The sequence below is a fragment of the Amycolatopsis sp. NBC_00355 genome (assembly GCF_036104975.1).
Classification (GTDB): domain Bacteria; phylum Actinomycetota; class Actinomycetes; order Mycobacteriales; family Pseudonocardiaceae; genus Amycolatopsis.
The window spans coordinates 7,689,488-7,714,031 of the sequence record NZ_CP107982.1 but is presented as its reverse complement, the minus strand read 5'-3'; the positions used below and the strand labels follow the sequence as shown (position 1 = coordinate 7,714,031).

23 protein-coding genes are annotated in these 24,544 nt (G+C 71.7%); 11 read left to right on the top strand and 12 right to left on the bottom strand.

Features of this window, described 5'->3' with window-relative positions:
- Window positions 1-15: 15 nt before the first annotated feature.
- The 4 genes from OHS18_RS35500 to OHS18_RS35485 form a co-directional block, all read right to left on the bottom strand.
- Window positions 16-663: a class F sortase gene (locus OHS18_RS35500; protein WP_328613719.1), complete on the bottom strand. Its 648-nt coding sequence runs from the start codon at window positions 661-663 to the stop codon at window positions 16-18.
- Window positions 664-1,016: 353 nt separating this feature from the next.
- Window positions 1,017-1,571 (bottom strand): hypothetical protein, encoded by a 555-nt coding sequence (locus OHS18_RS35495; RefSeq protein ID WP_328613718.1) that lies wholly within the window; start codon window positions 1,569-1,571, stop codon window positions 1,017-1,019.
- Between the two features lie 247 nt (window positions 1,572-1,818).
- A complete protein-coding gene (locus OHS18_RS35490; RefSeq protein WP_328613717.1) occupies window positions 1,819-2,274 on the bottom strand; it encodes a hypothetical protein in 456 nt (151 codons plus the stop codon).
- A gap of 72 nt (window positions 2,275-2,346) precedes the next feature.
- Window positions 2,347-3,750: an NAD(P)H-quinone dehydrogenase gene (locus OHS18_RS35485; protein ID WP_328445148.1), complete on the bottom strand. Its 1,404-nt coding sequence runs from the start codon at window positions 3,748-3,750 to the stop codon at window positions 2,347-2,349.
- A 128-nt stretch (window positions 3,751-3,878) separates the two neighbouring features.
- Here OHS18_RS35485 and OHS18_RS35480 point away from each other — a divergent pair, with 128 nt between their 5' ends.
- On the top strand, window positions 3,879-4,331 hold the full coding sequence (locus OHS18_RS35480) for a gamma-glutamylcyclotransferase (RefSeq protein WP_247060826.1): 453 nt from the start codon (window positions 3,879-3,881) through the stop codon (window positions 4,329-4,331).
- A gap of 42 nt (window positions 4,332-4,373) precedes the next feature.
- On the opposite strand, the gene OHS18_RS35475 is transcribed toward OHS18_RS35480, so the two are convergent.
- The 6 genes from OHS18_RS35475 to OHS18_RS35450 form a co-directional block, all read right to left on the bottom strand.
- Window positions 4,374-5,207, bottom strand: a complete 834-nt coding sequence (locus tag OHS18_RS35475) for an endonuclease domain-containing protein (protein WP_328618637.1) — start codon at window positions 5,205-5,207, stop codon at window positions 4,374-4,376.
- 201 nt (window positions 5,208-5,408) lie between these two features.
- Entirely contained in the window at window positions 5,409-6,710 is a 1,302-nt protein-coding gene (locus tag OHS18_RS35470; protein ID WP_328445150.1) for an amidohydrolase, read from the bottom strand.
- Window positions 6,711-6,936: 226 nt separating this feature from the next.
- Complete coding sequence (locus tag OHS18_RS35465) at window positions 6,937-7,239, bottom strand: hypothetical protein (RefSeq protein ID WP_328445152.1); 303 nt, start codon at window positions 7,237-7,239, stop codon at window positions 6,937-6,939.
- A gap of 59 nt (window positions 7,240-7,298) precedes the next feature.
- Window positions 7,299-8,294, bottom strand: coding sequence for a methylmalonyl Co-A mutase-associated GTPase MeaB (meaB, locus tag OHS18_RS35460; protein WP_328613716.1), 996 nt, complete (start codon window positions 8,292-8,294; stop codon window positions 7,299-7,301).
- Between the two features lie 3 nt (window positions 8,295-8,297).
- Complete coding sequence (gene scpA, locus OHS18_RS35455) at window positions 8,298-10,466, bottom strand: methylmalonyl-CoA mutase (RefSeq protein WP_328613715.1); 2,169 nt, start codon at window positions 10,464-10,466, stop codon at window positions 8,298-8,300.
- The gene (locus OHS18_RS35450; RefSeq protein ID WP_328613714.1) at window positions 10,463-12,298 is read right to left on the bottom strand and encodes a methylmalonyl-CoA mutase family protein; all 1,836 of its coding nucleotides are present in this window, start codon (window positions 12,296-12,298) and stop codon (window positions 10,463-10,465) included. Before OHS18_RS35450 ends, scpA begins: the two co-directional genes overlap by 4 nt.
- Window positions 12,299-12,470: 172 nt before the next feature.
- Here OHS18_RS35450 and OHS18_RS35445 point away from each other — a divergent pair, with 172 nt between their 5' ends.
- Entirely contained in the window at window positions 12,471-14,138 is a 1,668-nt protein-coding gene (locus OHS18_RS35445; RefSeq protein ID WP_442874512.1) for a serine/threonine-protein kinase, read from the top strand.
- A 52-nt stretch (window positions 14,139-14,190) separates the two neighbouring features.
- Here OHS18_RS35445 and OHS18_RS35440 read toward each other — a convergent pair whose 3' ends face one another.
- Complete coding sequence (locus tag OHS18_RS35440; RefSeq protein WP_328613713.1) at window positions 14,191-14,826, bottom strand: MerR family transcriptional regulator; 636 nt, start codon at window positions 14,824-14,826, stop codon at window positions 14,191-14,193.
- A gap of 148 nt (window positions 14,827-14,974) precedes the next feature.
- On the opposite strand from OHS18_RS35440, the gene OHS18_RS35435 reads away from it, so the two are divergent.
- Genes OHS18_RS35435 through OHS18_RS35425 form a run of 3 tightly spaced genes read left to right on the top strand, consistent with a single transcriptional unit; the run spans window position 14,975 to window position 17,126 of the window.
- On the top strand, window positions 14,975-15,931 hold the full coding sequence (locus OHS18_RS35435; protein WP_328613712.1) for a hypothetical protein: 957 nt from the start codon (window positions 14,975-14,977) through the stop codon (window positions 15,929-15,931).
- On the top strand, window positions 15,931-16,350 hold the full coding sequence (locus OHS18_RS35430; protein WP_328618636.1) for an ABA4-like family protein: 420 nt from the start codon (window positions 15,931-15,933) through the stop codon (window positions 16,348-16,350). The genes OHS18_RS35435 and OHS18_RS35430 overlap by 1 nt, the downstream gene beginning before the upstream one ends.
- Complete coding sequence (locus tag OHS18_RS35425) at window positions 16,347-17,126, top strand: purine-nucleoside phosphorylase (protein WP_328613711.1); 780 nt, start codon at window positions 16,347-16,349, stop codon at window positions 17,124-17,126. Before OHS18_RS35430 ends, OHS18_RS35425 begins: the two co-directional genes overlap by 4 nt.
- 128 nt (window positions 17,127-17,254) lie before the next feature.
- On the opposite strand, the gene OHS18_RS35420 is transcribed toward OHS18_RS35425, so the two are convergent.
- The gene (locus tag OHS18_RS35420; protein ID WP_328613710.1) at window positions 17,255-18,415 is read right to left on the bottom strand and encodes a glycosyltransferase; all 1,161 of its coding nucleotides are present in this window, start codon (window positions 18,413-18,415) and stop codon (window positions 17,255-17,257) included.
- Between the two features lie 30 nt (window positions 18,416-18,445).
- Here OHS18_RS35420 and OHS18_RS35415 point away from each other — a divergent pair, with 30 nt between their 5' ends.
- From OHS18_RS35415 to OHS18_RS35390, 6 genes are all read left to right on the top strand, one after another.
- Window positions 18,446-20,080 carry a phospho-sugar mutase gene (locus OHS18_RS35415; RefSeq protein WP_328613709.1) on the top strand — a complete coding sequence of 545 codons (1,635 nt, stop codon included), beginning with the start codon at window positions 18,446-18,448 and terminating at the stop codon, window positions 20,078-20,080.
- On the top strand, window positions 20,080-20,532 hold the full coding sequence (locus OHS18_RS35410) for a flavodoxin family protein (protein ID WP_328613708.1): 453 nt from the start codon (window positions 20,080-20,082) through the stop codon (window positions 20,530-20,532). Before OHS18_RS35415 ends, OHS18_RS35410 begins: the two co-directional genes overlap by 1 nt.
- A 301-nt stretch (window positions 20,533-20,833) precedes the next feature.
- A complete protein-coding gene (locus tag OHS18_RS35405; RefSeq protein WP_328445173.1) occupies window positions 20,834-21,241 on the top strand; it encodes a helix-turn-helix transcriptional regulator in 408 nt (135 codons plus the stop codon).
- Complete coding sequence (locus tag OHS18_RS35400) at window positions 21,238-21,759, top strand: hypothetical protein (RefSeq protein ID WP_328445174.1); 522 nt, start codon at window positions 21,238-21,240, stop codon at window positions 21,757-21,759. Before OHS18_RS35405 ends, OHS18_RS35400 begins: the two co-directional genes overlap by 4 nt.
- Entirely contained in the window at window positions 21,756-22,880 is a 1,125-nt protein-coding gene (locus tag OHS18_RS35395; protein ID WP_328445175.1) for an MAB_1171c family putative transporter, read from the top strand. Before OHS18_RS35400 ends, OHS18_RS35395 begins: the two co-directional genes overlap by 4 nt.
- A gap of 1 nt (window position 22,881) precedes the next feature.
- Entirely contained in the window at window positions 22,882-24,048 is a 1,167-nt protein-coding gene (locus OHS18_RS35390; RefSeq protein WP_328613707.1) for an amidohydrolase family protein, read from the top strand.
- The last annotated feature ends 496 nt before the right edge of the window (window positions 24,049-24,544 follow it).

The following is a 24,544-nucleotide window of genomic DNA, read 5'->3' as shown; positions in this document are numbered from 1 at the left end:
GACAAAAACGGAAAATCAGCCCTGGACCAGGTGTGCGTAGACGACGATGTTGTCGACGTAGTTGTGCGCGCCGCGGTCGAAGACGCCGCCGCAGGTGATCAGCCGCAGTTCCGGACCGGCCGTGTCGTCGTAGACACCTTCGGCTTCGAAGTCCTTTTTGGGCACCTGGTGCACTTTTGTCACCTCGAAGAGCGCCGTGGAGCCGTCCTTGCGGGCGACCGAGACCCGGTCGCCGGCGGCCAACTCCTTGAGGCGGAAGAAAATCCCTTTCTGGTGGTTCCCGTCGACGTGCCCGAGGACGACGGCCGGGCCGACCTCGCCGGGCGTCGGCGCGTACGTGTACCAGCCCGCCTGCAACGGCGTCGTCACCGGCGGGACCTGGATGGTGTCGTCCGGGTTGAGGCCGAGCGGGACCAGCGACGAATGCGCGCCGATCTTCGGGATGTCGATCGAGACGGGCTCCGACTTGGGCAGCGCCGCGACGGCGTCCTGGGCCGCGCTCGTGGGCTGCGGTTGCACCGCGACCGGACGGGCGGCCGGCGGCTGCGCCGTCGAGGGCCCCGGCCCGCCGCCGAGCGTCAGCGCGAGCACCGCCAACGCGGCCAGCAGCGCCACGGCCAACGCGATCAGGACGCTCCGCCTGCGGGTGATCTTCGTGGTCATGTTCTCCCCCGGAATGGTGGTGCGCCGGACGGTCACCCGCCCGGCGCGTACCTGCGCACCGGACACACGCCCGGCACCCCCGCCGGGTTTGGCCGGCGGGGTCACGAACCCGTCGCGATCGGCGGCGGCGCGTCGGGGCGCGTCGCCGCCCCGACGGTACCGCCGCTCTCGACGTGAAAGCACCCGGCCGGGTGAACTTCACGGCCGGGTGCTCACCTTCGGCGCCCCACCCCCGGAGCGCCGAAGGGTTCACGCGGCCGGACGCCCAGCTTCCCCTGGGGCGCCGACGCGACCGGTGAACCTCGCTCAGCGTCGGCTCCTCATCCCCGGAGTGCCGACGCGGGCGCACGTCGTCAGTCGCGACGGGTCCGGCGGGCCAGCACGAGACCGCCACCGCCGAGCGCGAGCACCCCCATGGCCCCGGCGGCCGCGAGCGGGCCGGCCGGCGAACCGTCCACCGGGCCGTCGGTACCGCCGGTCTGCGGCGCCCCCGCCGGCACCTTGGCCACCTGCTTCTTCGCCCCCAGCACCTCCAGGTACGCCGTCGACTTCTCCGGGCCGCAGTGCAGCGTCACCGCGTACTTGCCCGGCTTGACCTGGTTGACCTTCGCCGTCGCCGACTTGCCGTGGACGTCGTAGGTGATCGCCGCCGAAGCGACCGACACCTTCTCCTCCGGCCCGCGGGTCCGGCACGCGAAGTCGAGCTTCACGAGCGAGCCCGGAGCCGCGCGGCCCGGCACCACGGTCAGCTGCCGGGTGATCCGGGTCATCGGACCGTCCGGGTACTCCGGGGCCGACTTGCTCGGCTCGGTTGTCGGGGTGCCGGTGGGCGTGGCCGCGAGCGCCGCGGCCGGCGTCAGCACCAGGAAAGCCGCGGCGGCACCGGCGGCGAGCAACGTGTTCTTCATTCTTTTCTCCCCTGTGGAAAACTCTTCGGGCACGACAAAGACGCCCCCGAAACAATGGATTGGCCCGGCGCCTTTCGCAGTTCCCCCTGCGTCGGCCGTGCCGTTCACCTACATCCCCAAAGACGCCTCTGGCCAGCGAAGGTTGCGCCAGAAGGTCACGGAACCATCGCGGAACACGACGCTTGTGAACTCACGAAAAAACCGCCCCGGAGCGAATGCTCCGAGGCGGTTTTCCGCGGTTTGGGGTTCAGCCGGCCATACTGCCGTCGCCCGCTTTCGCGGCACCGGACGGCACCTTCGACACCTGGGCGGCCGGTACCGAGAACTGGGTGCTGTACGACTTGTCGCCGCACCTCACGGTCAGCGGGTACGTCCCGGCCGCGGTGCCCGGCTTCAGGGTGGCGTCGGCGCTGATGTTCGCGTCCGCGCCCATGAACGGGCCCGAGGTGTAGTTGGCGAACGTCAGCACGGGCGAGGAGAACGCCGGCGCCGCGCCTTCGCACTTCGCGAGCGCGACGTTCGGCGCGTCGCGGACGTACTTGTCGACCAGCGTCCGGTTGATCGCGGTGTTGACGTTGAGTTGGACGCTGCCGGCGCCCGGCGCCGGCGCGGGGGTCGGACCGGTGCTCTGCGCTGTCGCCGGCGCCGCCAGCGCCGTCGCCCCGATCACCGCTGCCGCAACAAAAACCAACGTCTTGCGCACCTTCGCACCCTTCGCGTCCTTCAGACTTACAACCGACAAGACGCGACGGGCGCGCAGGGGTTGCGTCGTGGATCAGTCGAGATCGTCGTGGCGCATGAGCTGGCGCCCGGCCTCGGTGATCGAGCCCGACAGCGACGGGTACACCGAAAATGTCAGTGCCAGGTGGTCCACTGTGAGCTGGTTCTGGACGGCGAGCGCGATGGGAAGGATGAGCTCGCTCGCCTGCGGCGCCACGACGACACCACCGACGACCACGCCGGTGGCGGGGCGGCAGAACAGCTTCACGAAGCCTCGGCGGAGGCCCTCCATCTTCGCGCGCGCGTTGGTGGCCAGGGGCAGCATGATGGTGCGCGCGGGCACCTCGCCGGAGTCGATCGCGTGCTGGCTGATGCCGACGGTCGCGATCTCCGGGTGCGTGAAGACGTTGGCGGCGACGGTCTTGAGCTTGATCGGCGCGACGCCTTCGCCCAGCGCGTGCCACATCGCGATGCGGCCCTGCATGCTCGCCACCGAGGCGAGCATGAGCACGCCGGTGCAGTCGCCGGCGGCGTAGATCCCGGGAACGGAGGTGCGTGACACGCGGTCGACGGTGATGAACCCGCCGGGGCCGGGCGAGATGCCGACCTTGTCGAGGCCGAGGTCGGCGGTGTTCGGGATCGACCCCACAGTCATCAGGGCGTGGCTGGCTTCGATCACGCGGCCGTCGGCGAGGTGGATCTCGACGCCTTTTTCGGTGCGCTCGACGCGATCGGCGCGCGCCTGCTTCGCGACGGTCGTCCCGCGCTGCGAGAAGACCTCCTCGAGCACGGCGGCGGCGTCGGCGTCCTCGTGCGGCAGCACGCGGTCGCGGCTGGAGACGACGGTGACCTTGACGCCCATCTCGGTGTAGGCGGACGCGAACTCGGCGCCGGTGACGCCCGAGCCGATCACGGCGAGGTGCTCGGGCAGCTCCTGGAGCTCGTAGAGCTGACGCCAGTCGAGGATGCGCTCGCCGTCCGGGACGGCACCGGGCAGCACGCGCGGGGTGGCGCCGGTGGCGATCAGGACGACGTCGGCCGGGAGCTTCTCGGTCTCGCCGTCCTGCTTGGTCACGGAGACCTTGTGCGTGGCGAGGCCGGGCTCTTCGTCGCAGAAGCGCGCCTGGCCGATGATCACGCGGACGCCCTCGCGCTGGACGCGCGCGCGGATGTCGGCGGACTGGGCCAGCGCGAGGCCCTTGACGCGGCCGTGGACGGTCGGCAGGTCGATGCTCGTGTCGGCCATGTCGGTGTTGATGCCGAGCTCGCCGAGGTCGTGCATCTTCGCCAGCGCGCCCGAGCTCGCGATGAACGTCTTCGAGGGGACGCAGTCGTAGAGGACGCAGGCGCCGCCCAGGCCGTCCCGCTCGACGATCGTGACGTCGGCGCCGTGCTGGGCTGCGACCAGCGCGGCTTCGTAGCCGGCCGGGCCCCCGCCCATGATCACGATCCTGGTCACCTGGGTCCTCCTCGAAGTGCGTGATAACGGTGGTCTCACCGTACGCGGCGAAGGTGACCGGACACTGAAGTGGGCGAACACGCCGAGTGCGTCCACTCGGGTGAGCTGTGGGTCGCTACGCTGTCGGCGTGCCGTTGTATGCCGCTTACGGATCCAACATGGAGCCCGCCCAGATGCTGGAGCGCGCGCCGCACTCACCGATGGCCGGCTCCGGCTGGCTGGAGGGGTGGCGCCTGACCTTCGGCGGCGAGGACCTCGGCTGGGAAGGGGCCCTGGCCACGATCGTCGAAGACGCGGGTTCCCGCGTCTTCGTCGTCCTCTACGACGTGACGTCGCTGGACGAGACGGGCCTGGACCGCTGGGAAGGCGGCGAGCTGGGGATGCACAGCAAAATCCGCCTGAGAGTCCAGACCATGGACGGCTCGGTCCTGGCCTGGCTCTACGTCCTGGACGCCTACGAAGGCGGCCTGCCTTCAGCCCGCTACCTGGGCGTCTTGGCCGACGCCGCGGAAGCTGCGGGCGCCCCCGCCGACTACGTCGACGACCTCCGCACCCGCCCCTGCTCCGGCATCACCGGCTAACCGACCCTCCAGACACGCGAGCCGACCGTCCGGGTACGCGAACTACCCGGAACACGCTCGGAAGGCCTCGCGCAATTCCCGGAGGACCCGGCTCGGATCCCGGAGGTCAGCCGCGACGGCCCGGACGGTGATCCAGCCCCGGCCCAGCATCCGCCGATCCCGCTCGGCGTCGGCAGCTTGGCGCTCTTCGTGCGCCGCGAACCCGTCGTACTCGAGAGCGACGCGTCGAGCGGGCCAGGCCATGTCGAGCACGTAAAGCAGCCGGCCGTCGATGTCGTTGATCACGTACTGCGTCTCCGGGACGGGCAGCCCGGCCTCGGTCACGATCAGCTTCAGCATGCTTTCCGGCGGCGATTCGGCCCGGCCGTCGGCCAGCGCCAGCATCGACAGGGCCCTGTGGATACCTTTGCGGCTCGAACGGTCGGCGATGCGGTCCCGCACGTTGTCCCGGAGCTTCTGCAAGTGGTCCGGCGGCAGCCCGCGCATGGCCTCTTCGACGGACGCGAATGCGGTTCGCTTGTCACCTCGGCACAGGAAATCAGCCAGTGCGAGGTCGACGCTGAAGGTCGGCAGACCGTCGATTTCGAGCACGTCGTACTGCTGGTAATCCCTCTGGTGGACGATCAAGCCTGGCTTCGATCTGACCCGTCGTTCGTAGGGGACCGTGAGGTGGATGTCGGCCGTCTCGGCGGCCGAAATCCCATGCAGCGCAAGGGAAGTCGCGCCGGAAAGCACCGCAGGCTGACCAGCCAGGAGCAGTGCCGCTTCCGCACGGGTGGCCAGTTTGAGCGAGTCGGCGGCAGGCACCACCACGCCTCGCCAAGGTTGGGCCAACAGCCCGCTGGCCAACGCCTGGCGGACCGCTCGCTGCCCCAGCACCTCGACGGCCTCGCTGCGCAAGGCCGCGCCGTGTCGTCCTCCCCAATTGATCACAAGACCGAGAATGAGGCCCTTCCGATGTCAGCGGAAGGGCCTCATTCGCGACCTGTGGACAACTCGCTCAACCTGTGGACAACTCCGTACCCAGAGGGTCGGCTCGCGTACCTGGAGAGTCGGCTCGCGTACCTGGAGGGTCGGTTAGGCGAGGGTGGCTAGGGCGGTGTGGACCAGGGTGCGGACTCCGCAGGCCAGGGCCCGCTCGTCGAGGATGAAAGTCGGGCGGTGGATGTCCGACTGGGGCGACGGGTCGCCGGGCCAGACGCCCAGGCGGGCGAAGGCTCCCTGGACGTGCTCCAGGTACCAGCCGAAGTCTTCGCCGCCCGAGGACTGCTCGGTGCCGGCCACCGCGTTTTCGCCCAGGGCCGCCTCGACGCCCGCGCGCATCAGGGCCGTGGAGTCCGCGTCGGACACCACCGGGGGAACCCCGCGGCGGTAGTCCAGGTGGAAGCCGACGCCCGTGGGGGCCAGCAGGGACTCCACCGACGACGCGACCAGCGGTTCCAGCGCCGTCCAGACCTGGTGGTCGGCCGTGCGCAGGGTGCCGCGCAGGACGCCGTCCTGGGGGACGGCGTTGGCCGCCTGGCCCGCGTGGACCGCGCCCCAGACCAGCACCGTGCCGGACCGGGGGTCGACGCGGCGGGACAGCACCGACGGCAGTGACGTGATCACCGTGCCGAGCGCGTGCACCAGGTCGGCGGTCAGGTGGGGGCGGGACGTGTGCCCGCCCGGCGACGTCAGCCGGAGCTCGATCAGGTCCGCGGCCGACGTCAGAGCGCCGACGCGCATGCCCACCAGCCCGACCTCGAGCCGCGGGTCGACGTGCAGGCCGTAGATCCGGTCGACGCCGTCCAGCGCGCCCGCCGCGATCATGTCCAGCGCGCCGCCGGGCATGACCTCCTCGGCGGCCTGGAAGATCAGCCGGACGCGGCCGGGCAGTTCCGGCGCGCCGGCCAGGGCACGGGCCGCGCCGAGCAGGATCGCCGTGTGGGCGTCGTGGCCGCACATGTGCGCCGCGCCTTCGACGGTCGACGCGTAGGGCAGCCCGGTCGCCTCGGTGAGCGGCAGCGCGTCCATGTCCGCGCGCAGCGCCACGCAGCGGTCACCGCTGCCGATGTCGCAGACGACGCCGGTGCCGCCGGGCAGCACCCACGGCTTGAGGCCGACGGCGCGCAGCAGCGTGACGACCAGTTCGGTGGTCGCGAACTCGTGCCGCGACAGCTCCGGGTGCGCGTGGATGTGCCGGCGCCAGGCCAGCACGTCGGTCGCGTTGGCGCGAAGCCAGTCGTCAAGCCAGAACGGGCCACGGCCCGCACCAAGGTCCTCCACGGGAGCCATGGTTACGCCGGCTTCGGAAATGAGCGCCTCCGGCCCCTCGATAGGGGTGATGATGCGCCCGTGGGGGTCGCCTGGAACGTCCGGTCGTGAGTCGAGCACCGTCACGCCGCACCTCCTCCCGCAACACGGGTAACCCGCGCAGCGGCTGGGGTCACGCAACGTGCCGATCGTTCTTTCGTACGCATTTGCAGACGATCGTGCACCATGCAGGAGGCAAGCCGCGCCTCGAAACGAGGCGTCCTAGACGGCCGGTAGCTGATCTGCGTTGAACGGTGTGCAGTAGTTCGGCCAAGACGAACGCCGAGCGCTGCTCACCCGTCCGGACGCAGGGTTACGACCCTTTGGCCTTCTTCGACCGGATCCGGCGGCCCCAGACGACGATGCCGAGCAGGACCGCCGCGACGAGGCCGGCGACCAGCTTGGTCTTGGTCTTTTCGGCGTTCGCCTTGTCGGTCTGGGCCGGGTCGAGCACCGGTCCGGGCGCCTGGGTCTGCGCGAGCACGGGCCCGGCACCGGCGTGGGCCACCGTGACCGTGACGGCCACCGGACGCACCGGTGAGGCCTGCGCCGGCGACGCGGTGAACAGCACCGCCCCCAGCAGGCCGGCAACGACCAGAGCACGCAGTATCGCCATGTCATCCCTTCGCCACGACCGGCGGTCAACCGGCATTGTGCCCGCGCGGCGCCCCGCGGTCAGCCGCCACGTGGTGGACCGAACGCGTCGAGGATCCGCTGTGCACCGAGGGTAGCGGTCAGTTCACCGTCGCGCACCGCCCGTTCGACGTCGGGAAGGACCGTTCGCACGTCCGGATGCGCCGCCAGCCGACTCAGCAGGTTTTCGCGCACCATCGTCCACGTCCAGTCGACCTGCTGCTGCCGGCGCCGGGCGGCCAGCTCGCCGGACGCCGAGAGCGTGTCGCGGTGCTGCTCGATCGCGCCCCACACCTCGTCGAGCCGCAGGTTGTGCAGGCCGCTGCAGGTCAGCACGGGGGGCGTCCACGTCGCGTCGGGCCCGTAGATCATCCGCAGGGCGCCCGAAAGCTCCCGCGCCGCCCGCTTGGCGTCGCGCTCGTGGTCGCCGTCGGCCTTGTTGACGGCGATGACGTCGGCGAGCTCCAGCACGCCCTTCTTGATGCCCTGCAGCTGGTCGCCGGTGCGGGCCAGCGTCAGGAACATGAAGCAGTCGACCATGTTCGCGACGGCCACTTCGGACTGTCCCACCCCGACGGTCTCGACCAGGACGGTGTCGTAACCGGCCGCTTCCATCAGCACGATCGTCTCGCGGGTCGCGCGGGCGACGCCGCCGAGCGTCCCGGACGTCGGCGACGGCCGGATGAACGCCCGGTCGTCGACGGCCAGGCGTGCCATCCGGGTCTTGTCGCCGAGGATCGACCCGCCGGTGCGCGTCGACGACGGGTCGACGGCCAGCACGGCCACGCGGTGCCCGGCCGCGGTCAGGTCCGTGCCCAGCTGGTCGATGAATGTCGACTTGCCGACACCGGGGACGCCGGTGATGCCGATCCGCCGCGCGCCACCCGCCGACGGCAGCAGCTCGACGAGCAGTTCCTGCGCCTGCGCCCGGTGGTCCTCGCGCTGGGACTCGACCAGCGTGATCGCCTTGGACAGCGTGCCGCGGTCACCCGCCAGCACGCCCTTGGCGTAGGCCGGGACGTCGATCTTGCGCGGCAACGCTCAGGACTCCTGCGCCGACAGCTGGCCGAGCAGGTCGATGGCCGCGTCCGCGAGCACCGTGCCCGGCCCGAAGATCGCCGCCGCCCCGGCTTCGCGCAGCGCCGGGTAGTCCTGCGGCGGGATGACGCCGCCGACCACGACCATGATGTCCGCGCGGCCCAGCTCGGCGAGCTCGTGGCGCAGCGCCGGCACCAGCGAGAGGTGCCCGGCGGCCAGCGAGGACACCCCGACGATGTGGACGTCCGCCTCGATCGCCTGGCGGGCGACCTCGGCCGGGGTCGAGAACAACGGGCCGACGTCGACGTCGAAGCCGATGTCGGCGAAGCCGGTGGCGATCACCTTCTGGCCGCGGTCGTGGCCGTCCTGGCCCATCTTCGCGACCAGGATCCGCGGCCGGCGGCCCTCCTCCGCGGCGAACTCCTCGACCAGCGAGCGGGCCTTCTCGACGTTCTGCGACTTCCCCACCTCTTCGCGGTAGACGCCCGAGATCGTGCGGATCTGGCCGGAGTGCCGGCCCCAGAGCTTCTCCAGCGCGTCGGAGATCTCGCCGACGGTCGCCTTCGCGCGGGCCGCGTTGATGCCCAGCTCCAGCAGGTTGCCGCCGTTCCCGGCGCCCTCGGTCAGCCGCCGCAACGCGTCCTCGGTGGCCGCGGGGTCGCGTTCGGCGCGCAGCCGCCGCAGCTTCTCGAGCTGCTGCGTCCGGACGCCGGCGTTGTCGACCTTCAGGACTTCGATGTCTTCATCGCTGGTGACCTGGTACTTGTTGACGCCGATCACCGGCTGCCGGCCCGAGTCGATCCGGGCCTGGGTGCGGGCCGCGGCCTCCTCGATGCGCAACTTCGGGATGCCCGCGTCGATCGCCTTGGCCATGCCGCCGGCCTGCTCGACCTCGCTGATGTGGCCCCACGCCTTGCGCGCGAGGTCGTAGGTCAACTTCTCCACGAAGGCACTGCCGCCCCACGGGTCGATCACCCGCGTGGTGCCGGATTCCTGCTGCAGCAGCAGCTGCGTGTTGCGGGCGATGCGCGCGGAGAAGTCGGTCGGCAGGGCGAGCGCCTCGTCGAGGGCGTTGGTGTGCAGCGACTGCGTGTGCCCCTGGGTCGCGGCCATCGCCTCGACGCAGGTGCGCACGACGTTGTTGTAGACGTCCTGCGCGGTCAGCGACCAGCCGGACGTCTGCGAGTGCGTCCGCAGTGACAGCGACTTCTGCGACTTCGGGTCGAAGCCCTTCACGAGCTTCGCCCAGATCAGCCGGGCCGCGCGCAGCTTCGCGACCTCCATGAAGAAGTTCATCCCGATCGCCCAGAAGAACGACAGCCGCGGCGCGAACTTGTCGACGTCCAACCCGGCTTCGGTGCCCGCGCGGATGTACTCGACGCCGTCGGCCAGGGTGTAGGCCAGCTCGAGGTCGGCGGTCGCCCCGGCTTCCTGCATGTGGTAGCCGGAGATGGAGATCGAGTTGTACTTCGGCATGTGCTGCGAGGTGTAGGAGAAGATGTCGGAGATGACCCGCATCGACGGCTGCGGCGGGTAGATGTAGGTGTTGCGGACCATGAACTCCTTGAGGATGTCGTTCTGGATGGTCCCCGCGAGCTGCTCGGGCTTCACCCCCTGCTCCTCGGCCGCGACGACGTAGAGCGCCAGCACCGGCAGCACCGCGCCGTTCATCGTCATCGACACGGACATCTTGTCCAGGGGGATGCCGTCGAAGAGCTGGCGCATGTCGTAGATGGAGTCGATCGCGACGCCCGCCATGCCGACGTCGCCGGAGACGCGCGGGTGGTCGGAGTCGTACCCGCGGTGGGTGGCCAGGTCGAAGGCGACCGACAGGCCCTTCTGCCCGGCCGCGAGGTTGCGGCGGTAGAAGGCGTTCGACTCCTCGGCGGTGGAGAACCCGGCGTACTGGCGGATGGTCCAGGGCTGGTTGACGTACATCGTCGGGTACGGCCCGCGCAGGTAGGGCGCGATGCCGGGGTACGTGCCGAGGAAGTCCACATCGGACAGGTCGGCCGCGGTGTAGACCGGTTTGACGCCGATGCCCTCGGGCGTCTCCCAGGCCAGCGCGTCCGGGCCCTTGCCGGTGGCGTCCTGCACGGCCTTGGCCCAGGCGTCGCGGTCGCCCGGCTCGGGCGTGCCGAGGTCGACGTCGGCGAAGTTCGGGATAGTCATCGCGCAACTCCCAGCTGAGTGTGCAGACCGGTGAGGACTTCCAAGGCGTCGCAGCCGGCGAAGACGTTGCCGTCCACGCCGTCGAACTTGCCCTTTCCGGCCAGTAGTACGTACTCGGCGCCCAAAGATGCCGCGACTTCGGCGGCCTGGGCCGCGTAGGCGTCGTCGGTGCCGCAGATGCAGGCGACCTTCGCGCCGCTCTCACGGAACGCGCCGGGCAGGTCGTCGGTCGCGCCCGGGTTGACCACCTCGAGCCCGCCCGCCTGGAACAGGTTGGCGGCGAACCCGGCCCGCGTGGTGTGCGCGGCGACCGGGCCGAGCGTGGCCAGGAAGACCTTCGGCCGCTCGCCGTGCTCGGCGAGGTACGCGTCCGACGCGTCGCGCAGGGCTTCGAAGTCCTCGGCGTAGCGGTGCCGCGGCAGGCCACCGTCCACGGTGGACTCCAGCGGCTCCCGTTTCACCGGCTTCTCGGTCAGGTTCGGGAACTCGCTGACGCCGGTGAGCGGGTCGCGCCGGGTGGCGAGCCGCTTCGCGCGCTTGTCCCACGTCTCGGCGAGGCGCCCGGCGAGCGCGCCGGACGACAGCTCCGCGACCAGGCCGCCCGCCGCTTCGATCGCGGTGAACTCGGCCCAGGCGACGCGGGCCAGGTCTTCGGTGAGCTTCTCGACGTACCAGGAACCGCCCGCCGGGTCGACCACGCCGGCCAGCTTGGACTCCTCCAGCAGCACCGCGTGCGTGTTGCGGGCGATCCGCGCGGAAAACGCGTCGGGCCGGCCGATCGCGGCGTCGAACGGCAGCACGGTGACGGCGTCCGCGCCGCCGACACCGGCGCCGAAGCAGGCGACGGTCGTGCGCAGCATGTTCACCCACGGGTCGCGCTGGGTCAGCATCGCCGGCGACGTCACGGCGTGCTGGCGCATCGGCGACGAGAAGCCGCACACCTCGGCGACGCGCGCCCACAGGCGGCGGGCCGCGCGCAGCTTGGCGATGGTCGAGAACTGGTCCGCGGTCGCGGCGATCCGGAACTCCAGCTGCTCGGCCGCCACTTCGACGGCCAGGCCGGCGTCGGTGAGGGCGCGCAGGTAGGTGACGCCGGCGGCGACCAGCGCGCCCAGCTCCTGCGCGTCCGACCCGCCCGCTTCGTGGAACGGCAGGCCGTCGGCGACGATCGTGCGCACCTTCGGGTACTTCGCGGCGACACGCGCGGCCAGCGCGGCCGCCGGTTCCAGCGCGACGCCGGCGCCGGTCCGGGCGGCGAGCCCGATCGGGTCGGCCCCCAGCACGGCGGTGGCTTCGCTCGCCGGGACCTCGCGCTCGTCGAACACGGCGAACAGGGCGTCCGCGGCAGCTTCGTACCCGGCACCGGCGTCGAGGACGACCGGCGCGAGATCGACGTAGACCTCGTTCAGCGCGTCGGCGACCGCCGCGGGCGGCACAGACAGCCAGATCGATGTGACGCCGCCTTCGAGGTCGGCGAGGATCGCCTTGTTGACGGCGCGGGCGTCGGTGCCGGTGAACCGGGCCCGGACGTCCCAGCCGGTGGCGACCTGCCCCTCCGGGCGCGCCCCGCGCACGAACGGCGACAGGCCGGGGAAACCGGCGTCGCCCGCTACGTCGTCGGCGGTGTAGAGCGGCTGGATCTCGATGCCGTCGTAGGTCCGGGTGACGAGCTTGCTCTCGGGGGCGCCTGTGAAGTCCTCCGGCAGCCTGCCGCTCTTGCGCAGCACGCCGGCCACGAGCTCCTGCCACTGCTCGCGCGTCGCCTGCGGAAACTCGGCCGCCAGGTCGAGTTCGGAGATCGGCGCTGACTCCGGACCGGCCAGTTCAGTCATACCCAGTGATGGTAGAGGCACTCGACACGGACGACCTGTGAGTCTGGTCGCCCCTGGGGGTGGTAGGGGTCGGAGCGGGGTACGACACAATTGGCGCGTGCCCCCCTCCAGCGAAGAGACACGACTGGTCGCCGGTCGCTACCGGCTGCGCTCGGTGCTGGGCTCCGGGTCGATGGGCACCGTCTGGTCGGCGTACGACGAGTTCCTGCACCGCCAGGTGGCCGTCAAGGAGATGAAGGTCCCGCCGGGCATCCCGTCGTCACAGGCGGACGAGCTGCGGGAACGCACGTTGCGCGAGGCCCGCGCGATCGCCGTGCTGTCGCACCCGAACGTGATCATCCTGCACGACGTCGCCCGCGAGAACGATCAGCCGTTCGTGGTGATGGAGCTGCTGCCCTCGCGCAGCCTGGCGCACATCCTGCGCGACCACGGGCCGCTGACCGTCGAGCAGGCCGCCGCGATGGGCATCGCCGTCGCCTCCGCGCTGGAGGCCGCGCACGCCGCCGGCATCACCCACCGCGACGTCAAGCCGGGCAACGTCCTCGTGGCCAGCGACGGCCGGATCAAGCTGACCGACTTCGGCATCGCCCGCAACGTCTCCGAAGCGACCATGACGCGCACCGGGATCATGCTCGGCTCCCCCGCCTACATCGCGCCGGAGGTCGCCTCGGGCGGTCCCGTCACACCCGCCGCGGACCTGTGGGGCCTCGGCGCGACACTGTTCGCCGCGGTCGAGGGCGCGCCGCCGTACGACGCCGACGGCGACCCGCTGGAGACCGTCGGCCGGGTCGTCAACGGGAAGGTGCCCAAGCCGAAGGCCGGGCCGCTGGCCGACGTCATCTCGGCGCTGATGAAGAAGGAGCCGAACAAGCGGATCACGCTGCGCGACGTCCGGCACCGGCTGTACCCGCTGCAGACGAAGACCGCGCTCGACCTGTTCGGACCCGAGCTGTTCCGCACGCCGGACGGCAAGAAGACGTCGGCCCAGCCGGACGCCACCGACACGCAGGTGATCAAGACCGTCCTGCCGGAGAAGGTGGAGAAGAAGGCCGAGAAGAGCGCCGAGCTCGCGTCCGACCCGGGCCCGCTGCCGTTCTTGAAGCCGCCGGCCGCCGCGCCGGCTCCGACACCGACACCGCCGGCCGCCACCGTGTTCGTCCCGCCGCCGCCCCTGCCGCGGCCGGGCCGGCGGACCGGGCGGGCCACCGCCGTGCTCATCGGCGTCGCGATCCTGCTCTTCCTCGTCGCCGCCGGCGGCGGGTTCGCGCTGGCCAGGACGGTCGGTGGCGAGTCGCTGCTGCCGCCGGCGGCCGAGCCGCGGGCGACGTCGAACGGGCCCACCGAGCTGCCGCCGCCCGAGCTGGTCACCCAGTCCGGCGACGCGAACGTGGCGACCGGGGAGAAGGGCGGCGAGTTCGGCCTCGGCGTGCCGAAGGGCTGGCAGAAGTTCGTCGCCCCGCACGACACCCGGTTCGGGGTGAGCACGGTCGTCCAGTTCGTCTCGGAGGACGGCCGCCGCGCGATCCGGCTCGAACGGCTGGCGAACTACTTCGGCGACTACCCGAACGACCAGCCGTACATCGACCAGCTGAAGCAGCTCTACCCCTCCGACGGGTTCCAGCCCTTCCCCTCGGCCCCGCTGGCGAACGGGACCACGCTGACCTTCCGCACGACCGACACCGGCGCCTCGAAGAGCGTCACCCGCGTGACGTTCATGAACCTGCTCAAGGCGGGCTCGAGCCTGTGGGTCTTCTCGGTCACCGCGCCGAGCGAGCAGGAGGACGCGACCCGCAAGGACGTCTTCGAGCCCGTCGCCCGGTCGCTGACCATCTCCGACTGACGACCCGGTACGTCTTCGTCGGCGCGGACCTCCGGCGGCTCTGGGGCCTCGGTCATTCGGGAACGTCGCCGAGGACTTCGCGGGACAGCACTTCCTGGCCGAGGTGGCGCAGGCCCGCGAAGATCCGGTCGCCCAGGACCGTCACCACCAGGCCCGCCTCGATGATCTTGTCGAACGAGGTCAGGCCCGTCACGGTGTCGACGTCCAGCTCCGCGACCCGCAGCGCCAGGTGCGCGTACTCCTCGAGGTGCTCCGCCAGCTTGTCGTGGCCCAGTTCCTTCGCCGTGGCCAGCGCCGCGACGACGTTCGCCACCGCGGCCTCCTTGCGCTTCAGCTCGCCCCAGCCGTTGCGGCGGACGATCCCGTCGAGCAGCTCCCACGCCCATTGCGCGGCCTCTTCGGACACCTCGGGCGGGGTGCCGGCCAGCTCCTCCTGGACCACGCCCATCGTGCGGTGCGGGGTCTTGTCGCCGTCGATCGCTTCGAGCACCGTGCCGACCGAGGCCAGCGACATCCCGCCGACCTCGGTGAGGGCCTTGATCAGCCGCAACCGCTGGACGTGCGTCGCCGAATACCGTGCCTGGTTGGGGCTGGTGCGCTCGCCCGGCGGCAGCAGACCTTCGCGCAGGTAGTATTTGACGGTCGCGACCGGCACCCCCGACTCGGCGCTCAGTTCGGCCATCCGCATGCGTTCCGCTCCGCTTCTGCTTTCGATTCTGCTTTCGATTCTGCTTTCGATTCCAGGGTCGGGCTCCGGGGCAACCCTGAAGACTTCTCAGCATGGATAGCTTAACTTCCCATAACGGAGAGCTTGACTATCCATTCTGGGAGGAACCATGACCATCCTTGCCGATCTCCGGACGAGAACCCGCGGGTGGCACCCACCATCGCGATACGCCGGCGCCGCCTACGGCGTGGTGGCCGTGCTCTGCGTCGCCGCGCTGCTCGTCGACCACCGGACCCTCGAAGGCGCGCCGATCTGGGTCAAGCCGCTCAAATTCGCGATCTCCGGCAGCCTCTACTTCCTGACGTGGAGCTGGCTGGTCTCGCTGCTGCCGCGGTTCCGCCGCACCGCCGACTGGCTGACGAACGCGCTCGTGGTGATCTTCACCGGCGAGTACGTCCTGCTGGCGCTCCAGGCCGCCCGCGGCCGGGCGAGCCACTTCAACAACGCGACCCCGCTGGACGCCACGATCTACGACGTCATGGGCAAGATGATCATCGGCCTCTGGACGGCGACGCTCGCGCTGACCGTCCTGGTCATGTTCACGAAGGTCGCCGACCGCGCGAGCTTCCGGGCCGTGCGCGCCGGCGCCGTCCTGTCGCTCGTCGGGATCTCGCTCGGCATGCTGATGACGAGCCCGACCGCGCGTCAGCTCGCGCAGTGGAAAGCCGGCGGCGCGCAGGACGTGGTGGGCGCGCACACCGTCGGCCTCGCCGACGGCGGCCCCGGCCTGCCGATCCTCGGCTGGAGCACGGTCGGCGGCGACCTGCGGATCCCGCACTTCGTCGGGATGCACGCGCTGCAGGCGTTGCCACTGCTGGCGATCGCGCTGCTCGCGCTGACCTCGCGGTTCCCGCGGCTGCGCGACGACGTCGTCCGCGCGCGGCTCGTCCTGATCGGCGCCGCCGGCTACGCGGGCCTGACCGCGCTGGTCACCTGGCAGGCGTTGCGGGCGCAGTCGATCGTGCACCCGGACGCCGTGACGCTGGGCGCGGCCGCGGCGCTCGTGGCCGCCGTCGGGCTGGCCTCATGGGCCGTCGTGCGAGCCCCGGCCCGAGTGGCCGCGTGATGGCCCTGTTCACCTGGGCGTTCCCGCTCGCGACGCCGTTCTGGACGCTGATGATCCTGCTGCCGAAGTGGCGCTGGACGGCGCGGATCATGCGGTCGCCGTGGGTCCCGCTGCTGCCGCTGGTCTGCTACTTCGGGCTCGTCCTGCCGCACTTCGGAGAGTGGGGGCGGGCGATGCTCCGGCCCGACCTCGGCGTGCTGCAGACGCTGCTGGCCACGCCCTGGGGCGCCGGGCTCGTCTGGGCGCACCTCATCGCGTTCGACCTGTTCATCGCCCGGTGGATGTACTTCGAGGCGCGCTCCCTGGAGATCTCGCCGTGGATCGTCAGCCCGATCCTGCTGCTCACGATCTTCCTGTCGCCGTTCGGGCTGGTGGCTTTCCTGGTGGTGCGGAGCGTCCGGATACGCTCGGCGGCATGAGCGCACAGGAAGCCGCGGCCGTCATCGCCGACCGCACTGGGGTGGACAAGCACGACATCGCCGTCGTGCTCGGTTCGGGCTGGCGCCCGGCCGCGGACGTCATCGGGGAGCCCGAAGCGGAGATCCCGCTGGGTGACCTGCCCGGGTTCGAAGCGCCGAGCGCGGTCGGCCACGGCGGGACGGTGCGCTCGGTGCGCGTCGGCGACCGCCGGGCGCTGATCCTGCTCGGCCGCACGCACTTCTACGAGGGCAAGGGCATCGACCCGGTGGTGCACAACGTGCGCACCGCCGCGGCCGCCGGCGCCCGGACGGTGCTGCTGACCAACGCGGCGGGCGGACTGCGCCAAGGGTTCCAGGTCGGGCAGCCGGTGCTGATCTCCGACCACCTCAACCTGACGGCCCGCTCCCCCATCGTCGGCGCGAACTTCGTCGACCTCACGGACCTCTACTCGGCGCGGCTGCGGGCGATCGCCCGCGAAATCGACCCGTCGCTGCAGGAGGGCGTCTACGCAGGCCTGACCGGGCCGCACTTCGAGACGCCGGCGGAGATCCACATGCTGCGCACGCTGGGCGCGGACCTGGTCGGCATGTCGACGGTCCTGGAGGCCATCGCGGCCCGCGCCGCCGGCGTCGAGGCCTTCGGCCTCTCGCTGGTGACGAACCTGGCCGCGGGCATGACGGGCCAGCCGCTCAACCACGAAGAGGTGCTGGAAGCCGGCCGCGCGGCCGCAACCCGCATGGGCTCGCTCCTACGCGACCTCGTCGCCCGCGCCTGACCCGAACCCGTCACTTTCGTCGAGAAAGATGCGCCAGAGGGCCCTCAAAACGCATCTTTCTCGGCGAAAGCTCGGTCTTGAAACGTTCCAGGCGTCACTTTTCCGATGAACGTAACCCTTGGTGGGGGTTAGGCGAACGTGGGGAGTTCGGCGGCTACTTCGGCCGGGGACGGCATTGCCGCGACCTCCGCGGCCAGGGTGGTGGCCGCGGAGCGGACCGACGAGTCCGTCAGCAGGTGGTGGGCCTTCTCCGCGACGGCGTCCGCGGTGACGTCCGCGCCGAGCAGGCGGTCGCCGACGCCCGCCGCGAGCACCGCGTCGGCGTTGGTGAACTGGTCGGCGCCCTGCGGCAGGAGCAGCTGCGGGAGACCCGCGCCGAACGCGCCGAGCGTCGTGCCGCTGCCGCCGTGGTGCACGACCAGGTCGACGTGCGGGAGCAGCGCCGCCTGCGGCACCCACGTCTCGAGCCGGACGTTCGCCGGCACCTCGCCCAGCGCGGCCGGGTCGACGGTCGGGCCGGTGGCGACCAGCACGTCGACGTCCAACGCGGACAGCCCGGCGATCGCCGCGCCGAGCACACCGGCGTGGCCCATCGCGGTGCCGAGCGTCAGGTAGACGAGCGGGCGCCGCTTGTCCAGCACCCCCGCGGGCAGCTCACCCGGCTCGCTCCAGCCGACCGGCCGCAGCGGCACGCGGTGCGCCCGCGCCAGGAAACCCGGTTCCTGCACCGATTCCGGGCAGATGTCGACGAACGGGCCGCCGAACGACAGGTCTTCGCCGACGGTGATGCCCAGGCCGGCGGCGTGCGCGCGGATCGCGTCCCGGATGTGCGTGACCATCGGGTCGTCGGCGGACACGCGGCCGAAACCGTGCGCCACCACGGGAATCCCGGCCTTCATCGCGGCGAACGCGCCGCCGGAGTTGCCGGACTCGCTCACGACCAGGTCCGGCCGGGCGTGCTCGAACAGCGGCAGCAGGTCGGCGACGAACCGCTTCGGCATGAGCTCGCCGAAGACCTTCGCGACGATCGGGCCGAGGACCTCCGGCGGGATCTCACCCGGCGGCCGCCGCGGGCCGGCCGGACCCGCTTCGGCGAACGCCCGGCCGAAGGCGTCCTTGATGGCGAGCCCGGCGGCGGCCGTCTCGAGCCCGGCTTTCGTCAGCTGGGGCAGGAAGTCTTCCGAGGTGGCGAAGACGACGTCGTGGCCCGCGTCCCGCGCGGCGAGCGCCAGCGGGACGAGCGGGAACGTGTGACCGAAGGACCCCAGTGAGGTGAAGAGCAAGCGCACCGCCCCGACCCTAGCCCGTAGGCTGTCGCGGTGACTTTGACCTCCACGCTGCGGGACGCCGCGTTCCGCTGGATCGCCGACGACCCCGACGAAGCTTCCCGCGCCGAGCTGCAGGCGGTCGTCGCCCGCGCGTTGGGCGGCGACGCCGCGGCCGCCGACGAGGTGGCCGACCGGCTGGCCGGGCCGCTGGAGTTCGGCACGGCCGGGCTGCGCGGGCCGGTGCGCGCCGGGCCGAACGGGATGAACGTGGCGGTCGTCACGCGCACCACGGCGGGAGTGGCGGCCTGGCTGACCGCGCAGGGGCACGCCGGCGCGCTGGTCGTCGTCGGCCGGGACGCGCGCCACGGCTCGGAGGACTTCGCCACGGCCGCCGCGGAGGTGCTGACCGCCGCCGGGTTCACCGTCCAGGCGCTGCCCCGGCCGCTGCCGACGCCGTTGCTCGCCTACGCCGTGAAGCACCTCGGCGCGGTGGCCGGGATCCAGATCACGGCGTCGCACAACCCCCCGGCGGACAACGGGTACAAGCTCTACGACGCGACCGGCGGGCAGATCGTGCCGCCGTCCGACGGCGAGATCGAGCGCGCCATCCAGGCCGCGCCGGCCGCGGTGGACGTGCCGCGCGAGCCGGGCGCCGGGGTGGTCGACCTGCTCGGCAGCTACCTCGACGAGGTCGCCGCACTCCCGCTGGGCGCCGAGCGCATCGTGCGGGTGGCCGCGACGGCGTTGCACGGCGTCGGCGCCGAGACGCTGCGCGCGGCCTTCGAGCGGGTCGGGTTCACCGACCTGCACCTGGTCGAGGCGCAGTCCACCCCGGACCCGGACTTCCCGACGGTGTCGTTCCCGAACCCGGAGGAGCCGGGCGCGACCGACCTGCTGCTGGCGCTGGCGTCCGAAGTGGACGCCGATCTGGCCGTCGCGCTCGACCCGGACGCCGACCGCTGTGCACTGGGCGTGCGCGATCGGGACGGCTCGTGGCGGATGCTGCGCGGCGACGAGACGGGCGTGCTGCTGGGCTCGGCCATCCTGTCCACTGTGGACCGCACGATGATGCCGGATCCCTTGGTGGCCACGACGATCGTCTCGTCGTCGTTGCTGGGCGAAATCGCGAAGGCCGAGGGAGCCCGCTACGCGGAGACGCTCACCGGGTTCAAGTGGCTGGTCCGCGCGGGCGACGACCTCGTCTTCGCCTACGAAGAGGCGCTCGGCCTCTGCGTGAACCCGGGGTTCGTGCGGGACAAGGACGGCATCGCCGCCGCGACGCTGGCGGCCGGGCTGACCGCGCGGCTGCGGGCCGAGGGCCGCACGCCCCTGGACGTGCTGGACGAGCTGGCCGAGCGGCACGGCGTGTACGTCACGGACCAGGTTTCGCTGCGGGTCACGGACCTGTCCGTCCGCGGCCGGCTGATGGGCAAGCTGCGCGAGGCGCCTCCGGCCGAGGTCGGTGGCGTCGCCGTGACGCTGGAAGACCTGCTCCCCGGCGCGGACGTCCTGCGTCTCACCGGTGACGGCGTGCGGATCGTGGTCCGCCCGTCCGGCACGGAACCGAAGCTGAAGGCGTACCTGCAGGTCGTCGAGCCGGTGTCCGGGTCGCTGGCGGACGCGCGCACGGCGGCGGCCACGCGGCTGACGGCGTTGCGGACCGACGTGGAGGCGTTGCTGTCCTGATGCCGAAGCTGCTGATCGTGCACCACACGCCGTCGCCGTCGACCCAGGCGATGTTCGAGGCCGTGCTGGCGGGCGCGGCCCACCCGGACATCGAGGGGGTGGAGGTGGTCCGCCGCGCGGCGCTGGCGGCCACCGTCCCGGACGTCCTCGAGGCGGACGGCTACCTGCTGGGGACGCCGGCGAACCTGGGCAGCATGAGCGGCGCGCTGAAGCACTTCTTCGACACGGTGTACTACCCGTGCCTCGACGCGACGCGGGGCCGCCCGTTCGGCTACTGGATCCACGGGAATAGCGACACGTCGGGGACGGAACGTCAGCTGCTGGCCATCACGAAGGGGCTGGCCTGGACGAAGGCGGCGGACCCGGTGATCGCGACGGGCGAGCCGGGCAAGGAGCTGCTGGCGGCGTGCACCGAGCTGGGCGGCACGCTGGCCGCGACGCTGATGGCCTGACCGGGGAAAGTAAGAGGCCTGTCACCGGAAGCCCTGGGGGTCGACCTCCGGCAACAGGCCGTGCCAAGGGTTCGCCGCGAGGCGATCAACCTTGGTGCTATGAAGCGTACTACAGACGGCCGATCATGACGAGTCGGAGGCATGATCGCCTCTCGCCTTGTGGTTCTGTACACCCCCAGGGTACGGAAGAGCAAGGCGAGAGGCGAAGCCAACTGTAAACCACTGCATACGATAGCTGTCAACATGTGCGTACAGTGGTTTCCCGGCTAGAATTTTCACGGTGGAAACCTAGGGGGCTGGGATGGCACAAGAGCGCACCTTCGCGGAACGCCTGACCGCCCTGATCGAGGCGGCCCGCCTCGACGGCCGGGCACCGCACAGCTACCGCGAGATCTCCGCGGCGGTCGAGCGGGCCGGCGGGCCGGCGATGTCGCCCGCCTACCTGCAGCAGCTCGCGACCGGCAAGCGCGTGAACCCGAAGATCCACTACGTCGAGGCGCTGGCCAGGCTGTTCGGCGTGCCCGTCACCTACTTCTTCGACGCGGAGGCCACCGGCCCGGCCCCGGCCGGCGAGGTCCAGCTGATGGCGATGCGCGCGCAGGAGCTCTCGCCGCAGGGCCGCCGTCAGGTGATGGACCTGCTGGAGCTGGTCGAACGCTACGAACGGGCCGAACGTGACGGCCGGAACCCGGAGGACGCGCCGCGATGAAGGAACGCGAGCTGCGCCGCCGGTGCCGGAAGCTGCTGAAGCAGCTGGACATCGGGCCGCCCCTCGACGTCGAGCAGCTGTGCGCGCGGCTGGGTGAGCAGCGGGGCAAGCCGATCCGGCTGATGCCCTACCCGCTGGAGGTCCCCGGCCCGTTCGGCTGCTGGATCGCGACGTCCGCGGCCGACTACATCTTCTACCAGGCCGAAACGACGAAATCCCACCAAGATCACATCATCCTGCACGAGCTCGGCCACATGCTCGCCGACCACCACCCGCAGGGTGACGCCGAGCCGGCGGACTTCCTGCGCGGCCCGGCGCCGGATCTTGACCCGGATGCAGTACACCGCGCCCTGCGCCGGACGTCCTACGATGACGCCCACGAGTGGGAAGCCGAGACCGTCGCGACCATCATCCTCGAGTGGGCGTCGGTCCTGAACTACACGATCCCGCGGCGCGCTGCGGACCGGGATCTTCGCCGGATCCAGGGGGCGCTCGGCGATCACCAAGGGTGGTTGTGAGCACACTTTTCAGCCCCGTGAACGTTCTCGCGATGGCGCTGTTCGCCGCGGCTCTGGCCTGGCGGATCTACCAGCTGGTCCGGGCGCCGACCCTGCCGAACTGGTCCGTCACCGCGTGCATCGCCGGGTTCGCGGCCGCGTTCCTCCTGCAGCAACCAGTGATTTCGGACGACTTCGACGACGTCTTCGGCCTCGGCGGCGCACGGGTGGCGAACAACGCGCTGCTCGCGTGCGCCGTCTGCGCGCTGGTCCTGTTCTTCCTCGGCTCGGCGCTGGGGCCGGTCCGCCGCTACGGGCGGGTGGTCGTCGAGCTGGTGCCGCTGGCCGCGGCGATCACGCTGATGATCGTCGCGATGGACCTGACGCCGCCGGAGCTGCGCGGCGCCCCGCTCGGGCCGGCGACGATCCACGACAGCGGCGTCGCGCTGTTCTACCTGGGTGCCGGGCTGTACCTGATCTACGGCCTGATCGCCTGCACCGCGTGGATCGTGCGCTATCTGCGCGTCGCCGACCGCAACCTGCGGATCGGCCTGCGGCTGAGCGCGGTCGGCCTCGCGAGCGCGGCGGTCGGCAGCATCTTCCGCGCGCTGTACATCGTGGTGGCGTGGGCGTTCGGGCCGGTGGTGCGGATCCTGCTGCTGCTCGGCGTGCCGTTCGTGATCCTCGGCGGGACGCTGTTCCTGGCCGGCGTGACCTACCCCGGCGTCCGGGCGCGGCTGTCCTCGATGCGGCGGCGACGACGTCACCGGATCGAGCACCAAGCCCTCGATCCACTGTGGACGGTCCTGGTCGGCGCGTTCCCCAGCATCGTGCTGCGGACGCCGCCGCGCGGGCCGGCCGCCCGGCTGTCGCCGCGCGGGGTGCACCGCGTCTACTACCGCCGGGTGATCGAGATCCGCGACGGCCTGGTGCAGCTTTCGCCGTACCTGGACGCGGACTTCGGCGAGGTCGTCGCGTCCGACCCCGGCGCCGCCGCGACCGCGTTGAAGACGGCGCTGCGGCGGCACGCGGCCGGTGAGGAGAGCGACGGCCGCGCGAAGCAGGTGCTGCCCGCGGTGGCGGACGACATCGAGTCCGACGTCCGGCCGCTGCTCGCGCTCTCGGCGGCGATGGGGGCGTGACGTGGACACCCTGATCACCGCCGGCCGGGTGCTGCCGAGGCCGTCGGCGCCGGTTCCCGACGGCGCGGTCCTGGTGCGCGACGGCGTCATCGTGGCGGCGGGCCCGCGCGCGGAGGTGCAGGCGCAGGCCGCGCCCGGCGCCGCGCGGCACGACTTCCCGACCGGCACGGCGCTGGCGGGGTTGTTCAACGTCCACGTGCACCTGGCGTTCGACGCGTCCCGCGAGATGCTGGCCCACTTCCTGGCGGGCTCCGTTGTGGCGGACGCCCGCTCGCGGCTCGCGTCGATGCTGCGCAGCGGCGTGACGACGGTGCGGGACCTCGGCGACCGCGGCCACCTCGGCGCGGCCGTCCGCAGTTCACTGGACGGCGAGGCGGCGCCGAGGCTGCTGGTGTCCGGCCCGCCGATCACGGTGCCGGACGGGCACTGCCACTTCTTCGGCGGCGCGACGACGTCCGACGCGTCGATCCGGTCCCTGATCGACGAGAACGCGGCGGCGGGCGCGGACGTGATCAAGGTGATGGCCAGCGGCGGCCAGATCACCGAGGGCGGCGCGGACATGTGGGAGTCGCAGTTCGACGCCCGGCAGCTCGCGCTGATCGTCACGCACGCGGCTTCGCACGGCCTGCCGGTCGCGGCGCACGCCCACGGCGCCGACGCGATCGAGGCCGCGGTCGACGCCGACGTGTCGACGATCGAGCACTGCAGCTTCCTGACCGGCCCCCGTTCGTTCGACCGGCGGGATCCGGTGGCCGAGCGGATGGCCGCTCGGGGGATTTCGGCGTGTTCGACGAGCAGCCGCAACTGGCGGACGATCGTCGAGAAGCTGGGCGACGAGGCCGCGCAGGCGATGTACGGCCGGTTGCCGTGGCTGGAGGAACACGGGGTCCGGCTGCTGGCGGGTACCGATGCGGGGTTGCCGGGCTCGGTGTTCGACGATCCGGTCGGCGCGCTGGAGTTGTACGAGTGGCTCGGGTTCGGCCGTCGGCGGATCTTGGAGATCGCGACGGAGGACAGCGCGGCGGGACTCGGCCTTTCGGCGGTGACCGGACGGCTTGAAGCCGGGCTGGCGGCTGACGTGCTGGTGGTCGAGGGTGATCCGCTGGCTTCGCTCGCGGCGCTGCGGAACCCGTTGCTGGTGCTGGCCCGGGGGCGGGCCGCGGTGTAGGTAGGTCGCGGGCCGGTCGCGCTCTTTTCGGGACGAACGGGCCACTCGCGCTGGGTCGCGGAGCGCGCGAAAGGGCCACTCGTGCCCTTTGCGGCGCCGACGGGCCGCTCGCGCCCTTCGCCGGCTGAAACTGCCGCTCGCGGCTGACAGCCCGCGCGAAAGGGCCACTCGCGCCTTTCGCGGCACGAACGGGCCACTCGTGTCGGCGCTCTCGCGGCGCGAACGGCCCTTTCGTGCTGATGTGGCGGGCGCGAACGGTCCACTCGCGCCTTTCGCGGCACGAACGCTCCTCTCGCGCCGGTCCCCCAGGCGCACGAAAGGGCCAGTCGCGCCACCCGCAGCACCAACGGACCACTCGCGCCCTTCGCGGCACGAACGCTCCTCTCGCGCCGGTCCCCAGGCGCACGAAAGGGCCAGTCGCGCCCCTGCAGCACCAACGGACCGCTCGCGCCCTTTGCGGCACCAACGGTCCTCTCGCGCCGGTCCCCAGGCGCAC